The 20,907-nt window shown below is 46.4% G+C and carries 15 protein-coding genes; 10 read left to right on the top strand and 5 right to left on the bottom strand.

All coding sequences use genetic code 11. The features are described 5' to 3' along the window. Positions 1-42: 42 nt before the first annotated feature. From yyaC to RT269_RS06325, 5 genes are all read left to right on the top strand, one after another. Positions 43-642 (top strand): spore protease YyaC, encoded by a 600-nt coding sequence (gene yyaC, locus RT269_RS06345; protein ID WP_313181324.1) that lies wholly within the window; start codon positions 43-45, stop codon positions 640-642. 62 nt (positions 643-704) lie between these two features. Beyond that, positions 705-1,919, top strand: a complete 1,215-nt coding sequence (locus RT269_RS06340) for a LysM peptidoglycan-binding domain-containing protein (protein WP_313181322.1) — start codon at positions 705-707, stop codon at positions 1,917-1,919. A gap of 73 nt (positions 1,920-1,992) precedes the next feature. Then, positions 1,993-3,267 carry a DUF5711 family protein gene (locus RT269_RS06335; protein ID WP_313181321.1) on the top strand — a complete coding sequence of 425 codons (1,275 nt, stop codon included), beginning with the start codon at positions 1,993-1,995 and terminating at the stop codon, positions 3,265-3,267. Continuing rightward, positions 3,264-5,243 (top strand): transketolase, encoded by a 1,980-nt coding sequence (gene tkt / locus RT269_RS06330; protein ID WP_313181319.1) that lies wholly within the window; start codon positions 3,264-3,266, stop codon positions 5,241-5,243. Before RT269_RS06335 ends, tkt begins: the two co-directional genes overlap by 4 nt. A 67-nt stretch (positions 5,244-5,310) precedes the next feature. After that, positions 5,311-6,255: an ROK family glucokinase gene (locus RT269_RS06325; protein WP_313181317.1), complete on the top strand. Its 945-nt coding sequence runs from the start codon at positions 5,311-5,313 to the stop codon at positions 6,253-6,255. 57 nt (positions 6,256-6,312) lie between these two features. On the opposite strand, the gene RT269_RS06320 is transcribed toward RT269_RS06325, so the two are convergent. From RT269_RS06320 to RT269_RS06305, 4 genes are all read right to left on the bottom strand, one after another. Beyond that, positions 6,313-7,500 carry an MBL fold metallo-hydrolase gene (locus RT269_RS06320; RefSeq protein WP_313181316.1) on the bottom strand — a complete coding sequence of 396 codons (1,188 nt, stop codon included), beginning with the start codon at positions 7,498-7,500 and terminating at the stop codon, positions 6,313-6,315. Between the two features lie 2 nt (positions 7,501-7,502). Next, positions 7,503-8,201, bottom strand: coding sequence for a DUF542 domain-containing protein (locus tag RT269_RS06315; RefSeq protein WP_313181315.1), 699 nt, complete (start codon positions 8,199-8,201; stop codon positions 7,503-7,505). A 125-nt stretch (positions 8,202-8,326) separates the two neighbouring features. Further along, a complete protein-coding gene (locus tag RT269_RS06310; RefSeq protein WP_313181314.1) occupies positions 8,327-9,016 on the bottom strand; it encodes a Crp/Fnr family transcriptional regulator in 690 nt (229 codons plus the stop codon). An 89-nt stretch (positions 9,017-9,105) separates the two neighbouring features. Then, positions 9,106-10,203, bottom strand: coding sequence for an aldose epimerase family protein (locus RT269_RS06305; protein ID WP_313181313.1), 1,098 nt, complete (start codon positions 10,201-10,203; stop codon positions 9,106-9,108). A 360-nt stretch (positions 10,204-10,563) separates the two neighbouring features. On the opposite strand from RT269_RS06305, the gene RT269_RS06300 reads away from it, so the two are divergent. The 3 genes from RT269_RS06300 to RT269_RS06290 all read left to right on the top strand — a co-directional run bounded on the left by RT269_RS06300 (position 10,564) and on the right by RT269_RS06290 (position 14,180). Beyond that, complete coding sequence (locus RT269_RS06300; protein WP_313181311.1) at positions 10,564-12,069, top strand: sugar ABC transporter ATP-binding protein; 1,506 nt, start codon at positions 10,564-10,566, stop codon at positions 12,067-12,069. Beyond that, on the top strand, positions 12,069-13,055 hold the full coding sequence (locus RT269_RS06295; RefSeq protein WP_313181310.1) for an ABC transporter permease: 987 nt from the start codon (positions 12,069-12,071) through the stop codon (positions 13,053-13,055). Before RT269_RS06300 ends, RT269_RS06295 begins: the two co-directional genes overlap by 1 nt. A gap of 66 nt (positions 13,056-13,121) precedes the next feature. Beyond that, the gene (locus tag RT269_RS06290) at positions 13,122-14,180 is read left to right on the top strand and encodes an arabinose ABC transporter substrate-binding protein (protein ID WP_313181309.1); all 1,059 of its coding nucleotides are present in this window, start codon (positions 13,122-13,124) and stop codon (positions 14,178-14,180) included. Between the two features lie 54 nt (positions 14,181-14,234). Here the strand turns inward: RT269_RS06290 and RT269_RS06285 are convergent, their stop codons facing one another. Continuing rightward, the gene (locus RT269_RS06285) at positions 14,235-15,083 is read right to left on the bottom strand and encodes an AraC family transcriptional regulator (RefSeq protein ID WP_313181307.1); all 849 of its coding nucleotides are present in this window, start codon (positions 15,081-15,083) and stop codon (positions 14,235-14,237) included. Positions 15,084-15,245: 162 nt separating this feature from the next. Here RT269_RS06285 and RT269_RS06280 point away from each other — a divergent pair, with 162 nt between their 5' ends. Both RT269_RS06280 and RT269_RS06275 read left to right on the top strand, forming a co-directional pair. Further along, positions 15,246-18,533: a DUF5107 domain-containing protein gene (locus RT269_RS06280; RefSeq protein ID WP_313181305.1), complete on the top strand. Its 3,288-nt coding sequence runs from the start codon at positions 15,246-15,248 to the stop codon at positions 18,531-18,533. Between the two features lie 288 nt (positions 18,534-18,821). Then, positions 18,822-20,879, top strand: a complete 2,058-nt coding sequence (locus RT269_RS06275; RefSeq protein ID WP_313181304.1) for a glycosyl hydrolase 115 family protein — start codon at positions 18,822-18,824, stop codon at positions 20,877-20,879. Positions 20,880-20,907: the final 28 nt, after the last annotated feature.

The raw sequence follows: 20,907 nt of genomic DNA, 5'->3' as shown, positions 1-20,907 counted from the left end.
TATAATAGAACAGAGAAAATATGGACAGCAAGGCAGGATATTATGAAATTATGGGAAAGAATTGCGATTCGCGGAAACCGGGACGTTTTTTATTATGATACAAAGCAGGTATTCCAGGCAGAGGAGTTTGCTTCCAGGCTTTACGACATGATACGTATGGAACAGGAAAACGGAAAGGCGGCAGGAGTGCTGTTCTTGTGCATTGGAACCGACCGCTCTACGGGAGACAGTCTTGGACCGCTCATTGGCTACAAGCTGAAGGAAAAGGAGTTGGAATATCTGGAAATTCTGGGGACACTGGAACGTCCGGTCCATGCCATGAATCTGGAGACTTACCAGACCATTTTAAAGCTTCGCTATCCGAATCATGTAGTGGTGGCAGTGGATGCTTCTGTGGGAAGTATGGAGCATATCGGCTATATAACACTGGGAAAAGGAGCGTTAAAGCCAGGCCTTGGTGTCAGCAAGGAGCTTCGGGCCGTAGGAGATATTTTTATTACCGGGATCGTAGGGAGCTGCGGAAATTATGACCCTCTGATGCTGCAGAGCATCCGGCTTTCCGTTGTTATGCGCATGGCTGACTGCATCAGCTATAGTATTTATCTTGTCGAAAAGTTATGGGAAAACACTGCCCTGCTTTGACACGATTTTCACCTGTTTCATGCTATGATTCATTGGATTAAAAAGAATAGCGAGGTGAGCCAATGGGTGAATTATATAATCCGTTCCCGAAGCTGCCGAAGAATATAAGGCAGATCGGGGAAAGGGATCAGATTGTAAAATTGTATATGGAAGATTATGTAAATACGTATTTGAAACGTCTGTATCCTGCGGGTGGACAAGAACTCCGGGTTGGTCTTCTGTTAGGCGGCATGGAATTCAATGACGGAACGCCATATATCTTCATTGACGGAGCTTTGGAAATGGAGGATGTGACGGAGGCCGGAGGCCGGGTGGTGTTTTCGGAGCTGTCCTGGAAAAGGGCCTATCGGAATATGGAGCAGCTTTTTCCAAAGCGGTCCATTCAGGGCTGGTTTTTATGCGGCAGGCCGGGAGATGATCTAAGTCCCATCAATTATTGGAAACAGCATATTCAGTATTTTGGGGGACCCAACAGGCTGATGTATTTAAGCAATGGATCTGAGGTCGACGAAACAGTTTACATAACTTCGGAGGACGGATTTTACAGGCTTAAAGGATACAGCATTTATTATGAGCGAAATCAGATGATGCAGGACTATATGGTGCTGCGAAAGGATGTAAAACGTATCGAAACCGATACAAATGATAAGGTAATCGAAGAATTCCGCAAGCGGATGGACGAGCATAAGGTAGAAGTTACGGACCGGCATCAGACGGTAGGGCTTCTCCGGGGCATGTGTATGGCCATGTCAGTCGTCATATTAGCTGGCGGAATTGTTATGTTTAACAACTATGAACGGATGCGGAGTATGGAAAGTGTGATCGCATCGGCCATTCCGGCCAAGGCGGAACAGATTTTAATTGGGAAAAAGGGCACGGAAAAAGGAGGTAACGGCGAATCAAAGGTAGTTGTGGAAGAGGCAGAGGGAGGCGTTTATCCTACTACTGCAGTAAGTAAGGAGACTATGTCTGAAACAATGCCGGAACAATCCCAGGCAGAGACCATGGCCGAGAGCAAAGCAGCAGAAACGATGCCTCAGGAGACTCCGGCGGCGACACAGGCGCCGACTCAGGCAGAAACTCAGCCGGCCGTCCAGGAAACAGAGGCCGCTGCAAATGGAACTCCGCGGGTCCATGTGGTACAGGAGGGAGAAACTCTTTACGGTATCTGTATAGCCGAATACCATACGGTAAATAAATTAAAAGAAGTCTGTGAGCTTAACGGTCTGGATGATGAAAATAAGATTGTAGCTGGCCAGAAATTACTTCTTCCATAGAAAAATATAATGCGTTTATTCCTGAAATGATGTATACTACCAGTATATATGGGCATTTTTGGGAGAAAAGAGCATGATTGACAGGAACTCTATGAATAGAGAGATTAAAAAAAACCAGCTTCGGCGGCAGATTGTTTCATCTTCTCCTCAGGAGGGCACAGACAGCCAGGAGATCATAAAAAAAGCCCTCACCAGGGTGAAGAAAAGAAGGATCAGGATCGCTCTGGTGCTGCTTTTGGTGTTTATAGCAGGAGCCATAGGTGTTTATGAATATTTTACCCATTATCAGTATACCCAATATGGCGTAGCCTGGAGCAAAGATATAAATGAGGGAAGCTATGTGGGATATCTTAGCTTTGGTTCTAATGTGTTAAAATACAGCAAGGACGGTGCCTCCTATCTGGATTCCCAGGGGAAAGAAGTCTGGATACAAAGCTATGAAATGAAATCTCCCAGGGCATGCGTAAACGGGAATTATGCGGCTATTGCGGACCAGCAGGGAAATTCCATTTACATCTTTGATAAATCAGGACCTACTGGTGTGGCGACTACGGTGCTTCCTGTTGTGAAGGCAACGGTGTCCTCTTATGGAGTGGTGGCCGCAATCCTGGAGGACTCCACATCAAATTATATTTATTTCTTTAAGCGGGATGGAAGCGTCCTTGATGTAAAGATCAAGGCCCTTTTAGGAGGGGATTCCGGTTATCCAGTGGATATCAGCTTGTCCCCTGACGGCACCCAGCTGATCGGTGCATATGCATATTTGAAAAACGGAACGTTAAACGGCAGGGTGGCTTTTCACAATTTTGCGGAAATCGGCAAAAGCGATCCTGACAGACTGGTGGGCGGTTTTGATGAGCCTTATGACTCTTCCCTTGTTGCCCAGGTCCAGTTCCTTGACGATACATATTCCTGTGCCTTTGCTGACAACAGCGTATCTTTTTATTCCACTAAGAATGAGCTTTCTCCGGAACTGATCCGGCAGGTGGCTGTGGAAGAAGAGATAAGGAGTGTGTTTTATTCGGAAAAATATGTTGGGCTTATTGTAAACAACCCGGATGGAGAAAATCCCTACCGGCTGGATGTGTACAAGCCCAATGGGAGTCTTGTATTTTCCAAAGGTTTCCAATATCAGTACACCCATGCGGATATTGACGGGGACCATGTAATTTTGTATAATGAAGATTCTTGCAGAGTCTATAACATGTCCGGAAGGCTTAAGTTTGCCGGGACATTTGATTTTCCGATATCTAAGATTCGAAACGGCAGGTTCCCTAATACTCTGATCGTAACCGGCACCCAAAACATGAAAGAAATAAGATTACAAATAGGAGGACAATACCAATGAGCAACATCGATACCATGTCAGTCAATGCAATCCGTGTCCTATCAGCGGATGCCATCCAAAAAGCCAATTCCGGACATCCGGGACTTCCCTTAGGCTGCGCATCAGCAGCGTATGAATTATGGGCAAACCACATGAACCACAATCCAGCAGATCCAGACTGGGCCAACAGAGACCGCTTTGTCTTATCCGGAGGCCATGGTTCCATGCTTTTGTATTCCCTGCTCCATTTATTTGGTTATGGGAATTTATCGAAAGAGGATGTGATGAATTTCCGCCAGCATGGCTCCAAGACTCCAGGACATCCGGAGTATGGTCATACCGTAGGCGTGGAAGCTACCACAGGGCCTTTGGGTGCAGGTATGGGTATGGCAGTTGGTATGGCCATTGCCGAGAAACATCTGTCCTCCGTATTCAACAAAGAGAATTATCCGGTTGTTGACCATTACACCTATGCACTGGGCGGAGATGGATGCATGATGGAAGGCATTTCCTCTGAGGTATTTTCTCTGGCTGGTACCCTTGGCCTTGGAAAATTAATCGTTCTTTATGACTCCAACCAGATCTCCATTGAAGGAAGCACTGACATCGCATTCACTGAGGATGTGAAAAAGCGCATGGAAGCCTTCCATTTCCAGACCATTACGGTTGAGGATGGAAACGATTTAGAAGCCATTGGACGAGCCATCGAAGAAGCGAAAGCAGATACCGAACACCCCTCCTTTATTACCATCAAGACCCAGATCGGCTATGGCTGTCCTGCTAAGCAGGGAAAAGCCAGCGCTCACGGAGAGCCTCTGGGAGCTGACAATGTGACAGCCCTGAAGGAAAACTTAGGCTGGCCTTCCATGGAGCCATTCTATGTTCCTGAAGAAGTATACAGCCATTATCAGAAGCTCGCAGAAGATAAGGCAGAAACAGAAGCGGCATGGAATGTGATGTTTGCTGCATACTGCCAGGAGTATCCTGATATGGAAGAACTCTGGAACGCTTACTATGACCCGGATGCAGGAGAAAAGGCCATTGAAAAATGTGAAGACTTCTGGAAACGGTCTGAAAAGGCGGATGCAACCAGGAATTTATCCGGACAGGTTTTAAACCGTTTAAAGACTTATATGCCAAACTTAATCGGCGGTTCTGCGGATCTGGCTCCTTCCAATAAGACTAATATGTCCGATATGGGCGATTTTTCAAAGGATAACGGCGGCGGCCGCAACCTGCATTTTGGCGTAAGAGAGCTTGGCATGACAGCGATCGGAAACGGAATGATGCTTCACGGAGGCCTTCGCACCTATATAGCAACCTTTTTCGTGTTCAGCGATTATACAAAGCCAATGGCACGTTTATCCTCGTTAATGGGCGTTCCGCTGACCTTTGTATTTACCCATGACAGCATCGGCGTTGGAGAGGATGGACCAACCCATGAGCCGATTGAACAGCTTGCCATGTTAAGGGCAATGCCTAATTTCCATGTGTTCCGTCCCTGTGATGAGACAGAGACAGCTGCAGCCTGGTATTCTGCACTGACCTCTAAGAAAACACCTACCGCTCTTGTTCTTACAAGACAGAACCTAACTCCTATGCCGGGAAGCAGCAAGGAAGCTTTAAAGGGAGGCTATGTGATCGATGACTGTGAAGGCACACCTGAGATCATTCTGATTGCAAGTGGTTCTGAGGTGGAACTGGCAGTCAATGCGAAGAAGCTTCTAGCCGACAAAAAGGTACGTGTGGTTTCCATGCCTTGCATGGATCTGTTCGAGGAACAGACCGAAGAGTATAAGGAATCCGTCCTTCCAAAAGCAGTTCGCAAGCGTGTGGCAGTAGAAGCATTAAGTGATTTCGGCTGGGGCAAATATGTAGGCCTGGACGGAACGTATGTGACTATGAAAGGCTTCGGTGCCAGCGGTCCTGCAAATCTTTTATTTGAGCATTTCGGATTTACAGCAGAAAACGTGGCAAAGGCTGCACAATCCATATAAGCAAGGACCATATAAGCAAGGTCCACTGCGGACTTACGGTACGAAAGTAAAAAGGAGTGTATATAAAATGGGAATGAAATGTGTCGGTGTTGATGTAGGCGGTACATCTGTAAAAATCGGAATATTTGAAATAACAGGAGAGCTTATCCATAAGTGGGAAGTTCCCACCAGACAAGAAGAAGGCGGGAAACACATCCTTAGCGATACCGCCGCTTCCATACTAAAAACCCTTAAAGAGCTGAATATTCCCCTGGAAGAGGTAAAAGGAGCAGGCATGGGAGTCCCAGGCCCAGTCATGCCCAGCGGATATGTAGAAGTCTGTGTAAACCTAGGCTGGCGTGATATGTATCCAGAAAAGGAACTGAGTGAGATGCTTCACGGCATCCCAGTAAAAAGCGGCAATGATGCCAATGTTGCAGCACTTGGTGAGATGTGGCAGGGAGGCGGAAAAGGCTATGATGATATCGTTATGGTCACCCTGGGCACCGGAGTAGGCGGCGGCGTAATCATTGACCAGAAGATCGTTGCCGGAAAGCATGGCCTGGCCGGAGAGATCGGACATGTCCATATCCGTGACGATGAAACAGAAAGCTGTAATTGCGGAGGCGTAGGCTGCGTGGAGCAGATCGCCAGCGCAACAGGCATTGCAAGAGAAGCCAGAAGAAAAATGGCTGCAAAGGATACCCCATCCATTCTCAGGACATATGGGGACAATGTAACGGCAAAGGATGTGCTGGATGCCGCCAAGGAAGGGGACGCGCTGGCTTGTGAGGTCATGGAGGTTGTAGGCCATTACCTTGGCCTTGCCCTGGCCCAGATTTCCATGGTAACAGACCCAGAAGTCTTTGTTATTGGAGGCGGCGTTTCAAAAGCCGGATCCTTCTTAATTGATATCCTATATAAACATTTTGACAAGTACTCACCTATTTCCAAAAATAAGAGCGGAATCGTCCTGGCGAAGCTGGGAAATGATGCAGGAATTTATGGAGCAGCAAGGCTGATCCTGGATTAAGAGTGAAAAGGCGGATTCTTTCGAATCCGCCTCTTTTTTAATTAACGAATACAAACGTTACTGGCAAAGAGCCCTGGCAACCTCCGCCGCCTTATGAAAATCCTCTTCTTCCGGATTCCAAAGGCATTTGGCTTCGGTCTCCACCACTGAGAAGCCGGCATCCGTCAGCCGTTCCCGAAGGACTTTTGTTCCCTCTCCGCTCCAGCCATAGCATCCGAACACCGCCGCCTTTTTGCCCTTATACTTCAGTTCCTTCAGGAAATCAAGCCATCCTCCCACAGAAGAAAGGATGCTGCCACCTACGGTTGGGGAACCAAGGGCAATGGCTTTTGATTTAAACACCTCTGTCATAATATCATTCTTATTTATCTTGGAAATATTATAAATCTTCACCCTGGTATCCGGTGAAATCCGTGCAATTTCGGCACTGATCTTGTGGGCCAGCTGTTTTGTCCCATCCCACATCGTATCATAAACAATGGTGATTTGATCCTCCTGATAATTTTGTGACCATTCGTAATATTTTTCCACGATCTGCAAAGGATTTTCCCTCCAGATGGAACCGTGGCTGGTAGCAATGATATCGATGGGCAGGTTAAGCCCCTGTATTTCCTCAATTTTCTTTTTCACAAGAGGAGAAAACGGAGTCAGAATATTGGCATAATATTTGATAGCCTCCTCCCAAAGCCTGCATTGGTCAGCTTTGTCATTAAATAATTCCTCCACAGCAAAATGCTGTCCAAAAGCGTCATTGGAAAAGAGGATATTATCCCCTGTCAGGTAAGTAGCCATGCTGTCAGGCCAGTGGAGCATTTTCATTTCCACAAAGACCAGCTTCTTTCCATTTCCGATATCAATGGAATCCCCTGTCTTTACCACCTGATAATTCCATTCCGGATGGTGATACTGACCGGTAAGAGATTTCACTCCGTTTGCCGTACAGTAAATAGGTGTGCCCGGTATTTTCTCCATCAATGCAGGAAGGGAACCGCTGTGATCCACTTCTCCGTGGTTGGCAACAATAAAATCAATTTCCTTTAAATCAATCTCTTTTTCCAGATTATCTATAAATTCCGTGGAATGCGGCTTCCATACCGTATCGATGAGTACTGTCTTTTCTTCTCTGATTAAATAGGCGTTCTGGCTTGAGCCATGATTAATGGAGTAATCCGCTCCATGAAAGGATTCCAGCTCCCAATCCATGATACCAACCCAATCCACATTATTTTTCACAAGTTTTTTCATGATCAATTTCCTCCTTCATATTTTGGAAACAGCAGTGAGTTTTCAGTAAATATATGAATATACACATCATTAATCAGCTCCTGCAGCTTTTGAAATGCCAGGCGGTAAGAAGCACAGCCGTCTTTTGGCGCAGTAAAATCATTGGTGCAGGCTGTGATTTCTTTTATCAGGTTTCCGGCTGCTTCATGTTCATCCTCTAAATCCTTCACATATCCGGCGCTCATGTCACCAGCAAAGCTTTTTTTCATATAAGGGAAAATAAGCTTTTCTTCCTTTGCGAAATGCTCCTGGAGCTCCTTTCTCAAGTCTGAAAAAAGCCCGTGTAAGGGAAGAAGCTGTGCTTCATGATGCTCGTAATGAGCCAGCAAGACCTTGTTGATCAGCTCATCGATTTCTGCCAGCAGGATTCTTTCTTTCAAATGATGAGTGTCAATAATATAATCAATCAGGTCCGGGACATCCATTTCTGTCAACCGTTCCACGGCCAGCACTTGTCCCTTATTTGATCTATTAGGTTGATTCACAATCTTTTTATTCAGCAGTTCGATAAAGCTCTTTGATTCGATTCCCAGCTTCTGTATGGCTTCTTCCAAGGAATCCTTTCCGCCGCAGCAATAATCAATATGAAAGTCATTAAAGATCTCAATGGCTTCCGGATAGGCCTTAACCACATCGGTCACTTTCATTTTACCTGTAATCATATTCTCCTCCTCTTTTCTGAATTTTATGTTATTCAGAAACGTTTGTTTTTGTTTGTAAGGCCAGTATATCCGGAAAAGAGAATAAAAAATGTGATTTAAATCATTATTTTAAAACTTTTTATTTTTTATGTTTCATTATCAAAAATATCTCTTAAAATATCCTTGTTTCTGACGTGGATCTTACGATTCCCTTCTAACTCAATAGCGCCTTCTTTGCGAAGTTCTCCAAGCTTTCTGCTTATGGTTTCTCTTCTGACATTAATATAAGCGGATATATCGTCCCTGGTCAATTCAATGGTTTCTCCCTTGATCCGGCTGCTTCTGAATAAAAGAAAACCAGCGACACGGGCCTTGGCATCGTTGACAGATAACAGCTGCACCAGCTCATTTGCCGCTGACAGCTTTTGTCCTACCACGTTCAATAGTTTGACTCCGATTTCAGGTTTTTTTAATATCAGTTCCTGGATATCTGTCAAGGAGATAAGACATACCCCGCATTCTCCCAGGGCAATGGCATTTGCTTCAAAGGCTGTTCCGCCGAATATGTTCTGCTCTCCATAGATATCTCCTTCTGCCAGTATATCAAGAACGTATTCTTTTCCTTCCAGGGAATAGCGGCTGACTTTAACCTTTCCGTAACGGATGACCAGTATTTTGTCTGCCGGGTCATACTCATGAAAAACCGTTTCTCCTCTTTTGTAATCCAGATGCCGGGCCCTTGATACCAGTTCCTTCTGCTCTTCTATAGAAAGTGGCTCAAAAAGAGGGATTTTTGAAGTGCACAATTTATTACAGCAACTACACTTAAGTTCCATGCCATTCTCCTTTCGGGTATTTGACTATTATATGGATAATTATATTATAATAAACAAAGAGAGTATGGCAAGAGGGATGACGCTTTTAACTATGAAATATGGTACCGGATGGTCCTGAAAAACGGCTGTTCCGGGGTGGTGAGCCGGTAATTGCCGGGCAGCAGATGCATCACATCAGGAATATCCTGTGCCTCCAGTGCAATGGCGCAAGAAGAAGAGGATTGCGCACCGCCGCACAAAGTCATTCCAGGGGATAAAAACCCTCCGGAATACAAAACCAGGGCAGGTGCATCCGTCATTACTTTCAGGGTTCGTCCGGTCCTCCTATCCCGCAGGATGCAGGCCTTATTAATCTCTGCCGTCCGTTTCGCAGACCGCAGCGGACGGAACGTCTGATTTCTATTAAGGATGTAGGCGTTATTGTATCCCCTTCCAATAGAAAGCTGCTCCTTGCAGACAGGGCTTTTAACAGAACGGATAAGGGATAGAAGCTGCCTGGAAGACCGGAAGTCAAAAACGGTATCTGCGGCATGAATGATATCGGCGGGCAGATGGTCTTTAGTATTTAAGCACACGTTATTTGCAAATATCTGGATCTCCTGTTCCAGCCCGGAGACAGAAAAATCACCGGAAAGATTCCAGTAGGTGTGGTTGGACATGTTGATATAGGTGGGAGCGTCCGTCACCGCGGTGTATTCTATGGTAAGCCAGTTAGTGTCTTCCAGGGTATAGTTGACGTGATAGATCCTGTTGCCCGGATACCCATCCAGGCCGTCAGGCTGGACTGCAGACAGAAGGATAGAGGCCGATTCCAGGCCGGAAGCCACAGAAGCTACCTGCCAGAGTTTGGCTGATAAGTGATTAATCCCTCCGTGGAGCTGATTTTTTCCGTCATTTTTTGAAAGCCGGCATATCTGCGGCCCTACAGGAAGTAAGGCTTCCCCAATTCTTCCGGCATTAGGTCCAAGGGTGGCTCCTGCATAGTAGATACAGTTTTCATATGGTTCCATATTCTCAAAGCCCAGGGTGACTGGCTGATCCCTGCCGCTTTCCTCTCTTAAGGAAATCCGTTGAATGGCCGCTCCAAGCGCCGTTACGGAAACCGTCATGCCCAGGCTGGTGCTCATATCATAAACCGTATAAGCGGTTCCCGCCTGATTCCATAATTCTCTGGTTTTGATTTTCATACGCATATCCTCCATTAAAACCAGTATAAGGATTTGCCCCTGAAAGGGAAAGGGCAAAAAAATAGAAGAGCAATTTTTCAAAATGACAGAGCAAGAGAAAGCAATGGGATCCAGATAATAAACGGTCAGAAAGAACAGGTGCGGAAAGAGAGCCCGGGTGCAATTTGTGGTAAAAAAGAGGATTGATGGCAAAATTTTGAACGGAAGTAAGCCGTTTCATCATATTGAAAGGAGGGACAGGAATAAATGAGAGCAATTTTTCGCAACGATAGAGCAAACCTACATAATGATGAATTTTGGTTCGATGATATAATGAACTTATTAAAACGTAAAGCTGGAATAAAAAAGAGGAGGTAAGACATGGGGAGCGTATTGGAATTCCAGAATATATCCAAATATTTTCCCGGAGTAAAGGCGCTTAACCAGGTATCCTTTCAGGCGTATTCCGGGGAGGTTCTGGCATTTTTAGGGGAAAACGGGGCCGGCAAGTCCACTCTGTTAAAGGTGCTCAATGGGGATTACCAGCCTACCGGGGGAAAATATCTCCTGGATGGAGTCCAGAAGCATTTTCAGTCTCCACATGAGGCCATTGAGGAAGGGATTTCCGTCATATATCAGGAGCGTCAGATTCTATTGGAATTATCCGTGGCGGAGAATATTTATCTGGGGAGGATGCCTGTGAGCAGGCTGGGCTTCATCGATATCCGCAGAGCAAATGAGATGACTGCAAAAATTATAGAGGATTTTGGCCTTCCCATCAGTCCAGCCACTAAGGTAAAGGATTTAAGTATCGCCTATCAGCAGATGGTGGAGATTATGAAGGCCTATTCCAGAGAAAATCTAAAGGTGATCTGCTTTGACGAGCCTACGGCCTCCCTGTCGGATTCGGAGATCGAATCCCTGTTTAAGATCATAGGGAAGTTAAAGGAAGAGGGAAAAATCATCATCTATGTATCCCACCGCATGGACGAGCTTCGGAGGATTACGGATAAGGTGGCGATTTTTAAAGACGGGCGCTACGTGGCAACGGTGGAGACAGGAACGGTGCCGGAAGCGGAACTGATCCGCATGATGGTGGGCCGTGACCTGGGAGATATTTATAGAAGCTTAGACAGGAATAAGGTGATCGGAGATGTACTTCTGGAGGTGAAAAACTTATCCTCAGACTATGTGAAAGAGAATTCCTTTGTACTGCGAAAAGGAGAGGTGCTGGGCTTTTCCGGCCTTGTAGGGGCGGGAAGGACGGAACTTATGAGGGCCGTCATTGGAGCTGACGAGGTAAAAAGCGGTGAGATTTATCTGGAAGGGAAGAAAATACGCAACCGCTCTCCTCACGAAGCCATGGAGCATGGGATTGTTCTGGTGCCGGAGGACCGGAAGCTTCAGGGGATCCTTTCGAATTTAAGCGTCAGCGATAATATGAACATCGCCATGCTGGATGCCAATTCCAACAGGCTGGGGTTTGTAAACGGGGAGAAGGAAGAGGAGCTGGCACAAAAGGGAATCCAGGATTTTAAGATCAAGACTCCGTCTCCTGACAAAAAGATCGTAGAGCTTTCCGGCGGAAACCAGCAGAAATGCATTGTGGCCCGCTGGATCAGCACGAATCCAAAGGTGCTCATCCTGGATGAGCCAACCAAGGGAATTGACGTAGGCGCCAAATCGGAGTTTTATCATATGATCTGTAAGTTTGCCAAGGAAGGACTGGGGATCATTCTGATATCCTCCGAGCTTCCTGAGGTGATCGGTCTGTCGGACAGGATCATCGTCATGAAATCACTGAGAATCACAGGAGAAATAGCGGCAAAGGAAGCGACCGAGAGCAAGCTTCTGAGTCTGGGTATGATTGGGGAGGTACAGGAATAATGGGAACAAATAAGAAAAGCAGAATCAAAATAAATGGTGACAAGATCGTACTGCTTGCGGCAATCGTGGTGGTATTTGGACTTTTTACCTCCCTGAATAAGAACTTTCTTTCGGTTACGAACTTAATCAATATTCTGGTGGCGGCTTCCCTTGTAGGGCTGGTGGCCGTGGGCCATACATATTTAATCATTGCAGGGCAGAATGACTTGTCCCCCGGATCTGTGGCTGCGTTTTCCGGCGTTATGGCGGCTCTTTTGGTAGGCAAGGGAGTTCCTTTCGGGGTTGCTCTGATTCTTACCATTGGCTGCGGGGTCCTCATCGGATTTTTCAATTCCTTTATGGTGAACCGGATTCATCTGGAGGCCTTTATTGCAACCCTGGTGACCCAGTCCATTATCAGAGGCTTTGCCTATATCGTATGCGGCGGTAAGCCGGTTTCCATCAGCAACAGGACCTTTCTCATCCTGGGAAAAGCAAGGATCTTGAACATTCCCCTTTCCGTATGGATCATGGTGGCCTGTATCATTATCTTTGGCATCATTCTTTCCAAAACAAAATTCGGAAGAAGCGTATATGCCATCGGCGGCAGCATGGAAGCTGCCAGACTTGCCGGATTAAATCCCAAAAGGATCATTACCACCTGTTATGTGATGATGGGAATCCTCTGCTCCATCGGCGGAATCATTTTCGCGGCCCGTATGAATTCCGGCCAGCCGGCGGCTAATGTGAACCTGGAATTTGATGCTATTACGGCGGTTATTCTGGGCGGAGTATCCTTTATCGGGGGAGTGGGAAATATGGGAGGAACCATCCTTGGAATCATACTGATCCAGTCCTTTAATACAGGTCTTACTATGGTAAATGTCCCCAGCTTCTGGCAGTTTGTGGCAAAGGGAGGGCTTCTCTTATTCGCCCTGGCAACAGACTATTTGAGAAAGCAGAAGAGAGAGCGGGATTTACTGGCAGCATCCATGAAGAATTTATAACGTTCCAAAGGAAACCGTCAGGTTTTCTGAAGATAGAGCAAAAATTAAAACAGGAGGGTTTAAATCATGAAAAAAACAGCAGCGGTTATTTTGGCAGCAGCAATTGCAATGGGGTTAACAGCCTGCAGTGGATTTAACGATGAAAAGCCGGCGGAAACCACGACAGCAGGTACGGCAGAGACAACAACAGGCGGGACCCAGACGGAAGCAGGGGCAAAGGGTGTCGTTTATGGAATCTACAAGGCCGGGGATCAGACATGGTTCATAGACGAAGGAGCAGCGGCCCAGAAGGCAGTGGAAGAAAAGGGAGATGAATTTATCTATGTGGATGCAAAAATGAATCCGGAAGAATACTTAAAGGCCATTGACAATGCCATTGCAAATAAGGCAAAGGGAATCGTTACCTGTATCCCGGACCAGACCATGTCCCAGGCTGTGGTTGACAAATGCAAGGAAGCTGGCATCCCGATTGTATCGGCCGATGATGCGCTCCAGACGGAAGCGGGAGAAAAGATCGCTCCATGGGTGGGCATTAATGCATATGTAATCGGACAGGCCAACGGCCAGTGGCTGGCGGATTATGCCAATAAAAATGATCTGGCAGGAGATCCGGAATGTGGGCTGATGATTCTGACCATGGATACGGTTTCCTCCTGTGTTCCCAGGGCAGAAGGAGAATTCGACAAGTTTACGGAGGTTTGCCCTGATTTTCCGAAAGAGAGGATTTTCAAAGCCGATCATGACGGAACTACCGATAAGGGAAATGTAGCCGCTACATCAGTCATCACCGCCCATCCGGAAATCAAGAAGTGGCTGGTGACGGGAGCCAATGAGGAAGGAACTGTGGGTGCAGTCCGCGCTTTGGAAAGCGCAGGATTAGACGCCAATGCAACTGCAGTAGGCCTGGGAGGTTATATGGCAAAGGATGAGTGGAACAACAAGGGAGCCGACGGAACCTGCATGAAGGCAGCAGCCTATTTCTCCTCTGATTCGGTAGGAGCCGGCTCGGTCAATGTTTTATACGATGTGATCAGCGGGAAAGAGGTTCCTATGGAGACAGCCGTAGACGCGGTGATCGTTACCCCCGAAAATTACAAGGAAGTGATGGGGAAAGCAGCGGAATAAACGGATTGCCTGGTGATGAAAAAAAGCAGCCTCTGCAATGCAGGGGCGCTTTTTTCAGTTCCTGATAGAAAAACGGTATTCGGAAGGTGTGATTCCCGTCACCTTTTTAAAGGTGGTGCAAAAGCTGCTTTCACTGGTAAAGCCTGTGCTGAAGCAGATGTCCTTGATGGAGATGTCCAGGGACTTTAGAAGGAACTTGGCATTGTTGACTCTGGCAGCGATCACATATTCGTGAGGTGAAAATCCGGATTCCTTTTTAAACAGCCGGCTGAAATAAAAGGGGCTTAAGGAAGCCTGGTCCGCCAAATCCTTCAGGGTAAGGGGATCGGTCAGATGTTCGTTGATGTAGGCAATGGTGTCCTCAATGATGCTGGAGGAGACGTTTTCTGAATGCTCAAAGTCCCTGTTAACCAAAAGCTCTGTTAGAATATTAACAATGTAATTGTTCAGCCAGGCCTCCTTGACGGAGATACATTCCCGAAACTGCAGATAAATTTTGTGTAGATATTTTTCCAGACGGTAGGTATCCCTCAGGGTAATGACCGGAGGGCCGCCATCCAGGATTGCATCATAATATCCTGCCGCACTTATGCCGTCAAAATGGAGCCATTCCGCTTCCCAGCCCGTTGTCGTCCAGTAGGCGTGAGGCTCAAAGCAGTTTAGTATCACTACCTGCCCTTCGCCTGCATGAAAGACTCGTCCGCCTGTTTCGACCTGGCATTCTCCTCTCCGGATGAACATGATGAGGAAGCTGTCATAGGAATTCCGATGAAGGGAATATCCGGATTCATACCGGAAAAGTCCCATGTTGATGGGATATAGGAAAATTCTTTTTGCCTGGGCACTGGGCGTATAAACATAATAATCCGACCCTGAGATGACCCCGCGTTCTGTAGACAGCATATATGGGCCCTCCTTTTTTTTTATGAAACCATTATAGAGAATAAACGGTAATTCGTCAATTGAATTAGAGCAATTTTTATAAACTAGTAAGCAACTAAAGCTAATGAAAACCATGATAAAAGATTATATAGTATAGGCAAGAACTTAAAAGGAGGTCTAAGTATGGAAGCAGTTAAAATATGGGAGGAGTCCATCGTCATACCCACCTATGAGGTGGGGGAAGCGGATAAAAATCCGATGTTTCTGGAAAGCCGTGTTTATCAGGGAAGCTCGGGAAAAATTTACCCTTATCCTACCATTGAGAAGATCCATGATACCAGGACGGACAAAGCCTATCAGGCAGTCTGGCTGGAAAATGAATACTTAAAGGTAATGATACTCCCGGAGCTTGGCGGAAGGATCCAGCGGGCCTTTGACAAAACGAATCAATATGATTTCGTCTATTACAACCATGTCATAAAACCCGCCCTGGTAGGGCTCTGCGGGCCCTGGATCAGCGGCGGGATTGAATTTAACTGGCCCCAGCACCACCGGCCAACCACCTATTCCCCTGTGGACTATATGCTGTTAGAACATGAGGATGGTTCTAAAACCTGCCGGATCTGCGATGTGGACCAGATGTACGGAACCAAGGGGGAGGCCAGTTTTACCCTGTATCCCGGAAAGGCTTATATCGAGATAAAAGGCCAGCTTTACAACCCCACTCCAATGCCCCAGACCTTTTTATGGTGGGCAAACCCGGCGGTTCCGGTCAATGATTACACTCAGTCCATCTTCCCGCCGGATGTCCATGCCGTTATGGATCATGGAAAAAGGGATGTATCCCGTTTCCCCATTGCAACAGGAGTTTATTATAAGCATGACTACAGGGAAGGCATTGATATTTCCCGTTATAAGAATATTCCGGTTCCTACCTCTTACATGGCTGAAAAGAGTGAGTTTAACTTTGTAGGCGGCTATGATTACCAGGTGGGGGCGGGAATCCTTCATGTGGCAGACCATCACATTTCGCCAGGAAAGAAGCAGTGGACCTGGGGCTGCGGGGATTTCGGAAAGGCCTGGGACCGGAACCTGACCGATGAGGACGGTCCTTACATTGAGCTGATGACCGGTGTTTACACGGATAACCAGCCGGATTTCACCTGGTTAAAGCCAATGGAGGAAAAGACTTTTACCCAGTATTTCATGCCTTATAAAGCCGTTGGTCCCGTAAAAAACGCCTCCATTCACGCCGTCATAAACCTGGAGACAAGGGAAAATGAGGTCCATATAGTTGCATACGGAACCCAGGAGTATCCGGATGCGAGGATTCTGCTGACTTACGGTAAGGAGACACTTCTTGATGAAACCACCCTTCTTTCTCCGGTCCATACTTATGAAAAGACGCTGCATACTGGTGTGGAGGATGAGACAAGGCTGACTCTTAAAGTACTTTCCGGCGAAAGGGAGCTGGTTTCCTATACCCCCTTAAAGAAGGAGGTTCCAAAGCTTCCAAGCCCTGCAAAAGCGGCCGATGATCCGGAAAAGCTCATGACAAATGAAGAGCTGTATCTTACCGGGCTTCATATCGAGCAGTACCGCCATGCTACTTACAGACCGGATCCTTATTACATAGAAGGCTTAAAAAGGGATCCTGAAGATATCCGCATCAATAATGCCTATGGCTCCCTGCTCATGCGCAGAGGCTGCTTTGAGGAGGCAGAGGAGCATTTCAGGAAGGCTTTAAAACGGGCCGTGAGGAAAAATCCCAACCCTTATGACTCTGAACCTTACTACAATCTGGGCCTGGCGCTTTTGTATCAGGGAAAGACCGGGGAAGCCTTTGAAGCCTTTTATAAGGCTACGTGGTCAGGTGAGCAGCAGGAAATGAGCTTTTATTATCTTTCCTGCATCGAATCCATGAGAGGAAATTATGAAAGTGCCTTGGAATTTGCGGAAAAGGGACTGGTGAGAAATTCTCATAATGTAAAGGCCAGAGCCTTAAACGTCTATCTCTTGCGCAGGCTGGACAGGACGGCAGAAGCCAGGGCTCTCGTTGCGGAGAATTTGAAGGTGGACTCCTTTGACTATATATCCCGTTTGGAAGCAGCTTATCTGGAGCTAGAACGTCAGGAAGAAATCCGGCTGGAGATAAGCCGGCTGGCCAGAGGCTTTCACGAAAACTACTTAATGGCAGCCAGACATTATGCGGAATTTGGTGCATACGAAGCCGCCGTCCAGACTCTGGACCAGTGTTCTAGTAAATGGCCCATGCTCTATTACTATAAAGCCTATTATCTGATGCTTATGGGAAAAGACAGATCGGAAGCTGTAAAAGAAGCGTTAAAGCAGGCGGAGGATTGCAGCACGGATTACTGTTTCCCTAATAAGCTGGAGGATATCTCAGTGCTTAAGTTTGCGGCGGAAAGGAATCCGGAAGGAGCCAACGCCAATTATTATCTGGGAAATTTATATTATGATAAGCTTCAGTACCGTACTGCTCTTTCTTATTGGGAGCAGTCCGCCCGGTTAAATCCCCGGTTCCCAACCGTGTGGAGAAATTTATCACTGGCTTATTACAACAAGGAAAAGGACAGGGAAAAGGCAAGAGAGGCTATGGAAAAGGCCTATGGCTTAAACCCGGCCGATGCAAGGATCTTTCTGGAATTGGATCAGCTTTACAAAAAGCTGGATATGCCTGCGGCTGAACGTCTGGAAAAATATGAAGCTGCTAGAGACGTATTTATGAAGCGTGACGATCTGATGATTGAATATGCAACACTTTTAAATCTTTTGGGACGTTATGGAGAGGCATACGAATTCATTATGAGCTATCAATTCCATCCATGGGAAGGCGGAGAGGGAAAAGTGACCGCCCAGTATGTGGTCTCCCTTGTGGAGCTTGCCAGGCAGGCCATGGATGCAAAGGAATGGGACAGGGCGGAAGAATACTTATCAAAGGCCCTGAAGTATCCGGAGAATCTGGGAGAAGGAAAGTTAGAAGGAACAAAGGACAATCATATCAATTATTATCTGGGCGTGGTCATGGAGAATCTGGGGAAAATTGAGGCAGCAAGAGCCTGTTATGAAACGGCCAGTGTAGGAACGGATGAACCGGCAGGCATGATGTATTACAATGACCAGCCTGCGGATATGATCTATTACCAGGGGCTGGCTAAGGAAAAGCTGGGAAAACCGGTGGAGGCCAGGGCCAGGTTCTATAAGCTGCTGGATTACGGAGAACAGCATATGTTCGATCACATGAAGATCGAATATTTCGCCGTATCCCTGCCTGATTTCCTGATTTATGAAGATGACCTGGATAAGAAAAACAAAGCCCATTGCAACTATCTTATAGGGCTTGGAAAAATGGGGCTTGGAGATATAAAGGGGGCGAAGGCGGCTTTCATGGAGACCATACGGCTGGATAACGCTCATTTAAATGCGATCAGGTATTTGAATATGATATAAGCCTTGCCCATTATAATAGAAAAGTAAAAGCGGTCCCTGTGATTTTGCAGGGGCCGCTTTTGTAACTTTAAATCCGGATATGCTATGTTTCATTTTTAAAAGGTTATGAGGCGGTTTATGGAAATCAGAAAGTCGCTTTTTTTCAATACGAAAACAGGAAAATTACATTTCCATATTATTTGATTTCATATAAAATAAGAAATAGCAGGCTTTTGCCGGAAAAACCCTGGGGGTATACCCTTATTCCCAGAAAGCGTGGGCTGGAAAGTTGAAAGGAGTTAATTTGTGATGAACGGATTTATTTTAAACCATGAAACAACCATATATTCAAACTATAAAAGTGAGCCGGTTATCCGTGGAATAAATCGTTTTTACAGGGACATGGATATGACTTTAAGACCACCTCTGGATAATAATACGGAACCCGGTCAGGGAAAGATCATTTTAAATAAAGGTCCTTTGGGAAGAGAGGAGTTTGTGATCCGGGTTAATAGCCAGAATGAACTCGTCATTGAAGCAGCAGATGATTTGGGGTTCCTCTATGCACTTTTCCATATCAGTGAACATTATCTGTGCATTCTCCCCTTCTGGTTCTGGAATGACCAGAAGTTCACAAAAAAGGAGAGTGCCGTAATTCCTGTATCTGAATACCATTCCGCCCCTAAAAGAGTAGCCTTCAGAGGCTGGTTTATCAACGATGAAGTCCTGTTAAGCTGCTGGGATGGGGGAAAGGATGCAGCCTATCCCTGGGAAATGGCTTTTGAAGCACTGCTGCGCTGTGGCGGAAATGTTGTGATCCCAGGAACGGACAGGAATTCTAAGGTGTATGCAGGATTGGCCTCCTCCATGGGGTTATGGATCACCCATCACCATGCAGAACCCCTGGGAGCGGAAATGTTTTTGCGGGCCTACCCGGATAAGAATCCATCTTTTAAAGAGAATCCCGAGCTTTTCCGCCGACTATGGGCGGAGGGAATTAAAAGGCAGAAAGAAGAGCGCATTATCTGGAATCTTGGGTTTAGGGGACAGGGAGACACCCCTTTCTGGGAACAGGACCCTTACTATGATACCCCTGAGCGGAGGGGAGAGCTTATAAGCAGCATCATGAAGGCGCAGGCCGACCTGGTAAAGGAATACGTGGAAGATCCCATCTTCTGCACCAACCTCTACGGAGAAACCATGGAATTATACCAACAGGGCCATTTGACCCTGCCGGATAACGTGATTATGATATGGGCGGATAACGGCTATGGGAAAATGGTATCCAGAAGGCAGGGAAACCACAACCCCAGGGTGACGGCGCTTCCGGGAAAAAACCTATGGGACCAGCGCCACGGCGTCTATTATCACGTCTCCTTTTATGATCTTCAGGCTGCCAATGTACTCACTATGATTCCCAATTCCATGGAATTTATTGAGAAGGAGTTAAACCATGCTTACAACTGCGGTATAAAGGATATGTGGCTGATTAACTGCTCCAATATAAAGCCTCACGTTTATCCTCTTGATTTCATTTCCTCCCTTTGGAATAGCGGACCGGAAACCATGGAATGCCATTTAAAGCGGTATTTAAAATCCTACTATATAGACGAAGCTTCTTCCAGCCGTCTGGAGAAACCGTTATTTTTGGAAATGGAGAAATGTTTTTATGAATATTTCAACAGTACCATTCCCTATGGAACCAGAGAGGATGAGCACGCAGGGGAACAGTTTTACAACTATGTGACAAGGGTTTTCATCCACGGCTGGATGAAGGATGGGGGTGTAAAGCCCTGTGAGGAATTAAATTGGTGTATCCCATCGGAACGATTTTCCTATCAGGTCATATGGTATCAGAAAAAATGTGAAAGTGGATATCCTCGCTTTAAAAAGCTTTTGGAAACCTGCACCAGGCTAAAGGAGGAAGCCGGGAGGCTGTGGGAGGATTCCCTCCTGCTTCAGGTCAGGCTTCATACGGAATGTCTGGCCGGGGCCATCCATTTCACGAAGGGGTATGCTTCCTTTGAGAAGGAAGATTATCTAGGGGCCTTTTATGAACTGGGACAGGCTGCGGATTGTTATCAGGCGGCTGATGAAGCCATGAAAAGCTGCTGTCACGATAAATGGAAAGGCTTTTACGATAATGACTGCCAGACGGATATCAAGGAAACGGCATACCTCTTAAGGCTGCTTATGGGGTATGTGAGAAACTTAGGGGATGGACCATATTTTTATGAGTGGCAGAGGCTGGTTATTTACCCGGAAAAGGACAGAAAAATTCTTCTTCTTACGAATGAAGAAAATCATTTGACGGACGAAGCGCTATATCTGGCTATGAAAGAGAATGGTTTTCCCTGCCCGGTGTGAATGGGTATGGTATAATAAGATTTCTTTG

The organism is Lacrimispora sp. (assembly GCF_032078915.1).
Classification (GTDB): Bacteria; Bacillota; Clostridia; order Lachnospirales; family Lachnospiraceae; genus Lacrimispora.
Note: the sequence above shows the minus strand (reverse complement) of the source record. Positions and strands in the feature narration are given on the sequence as shown.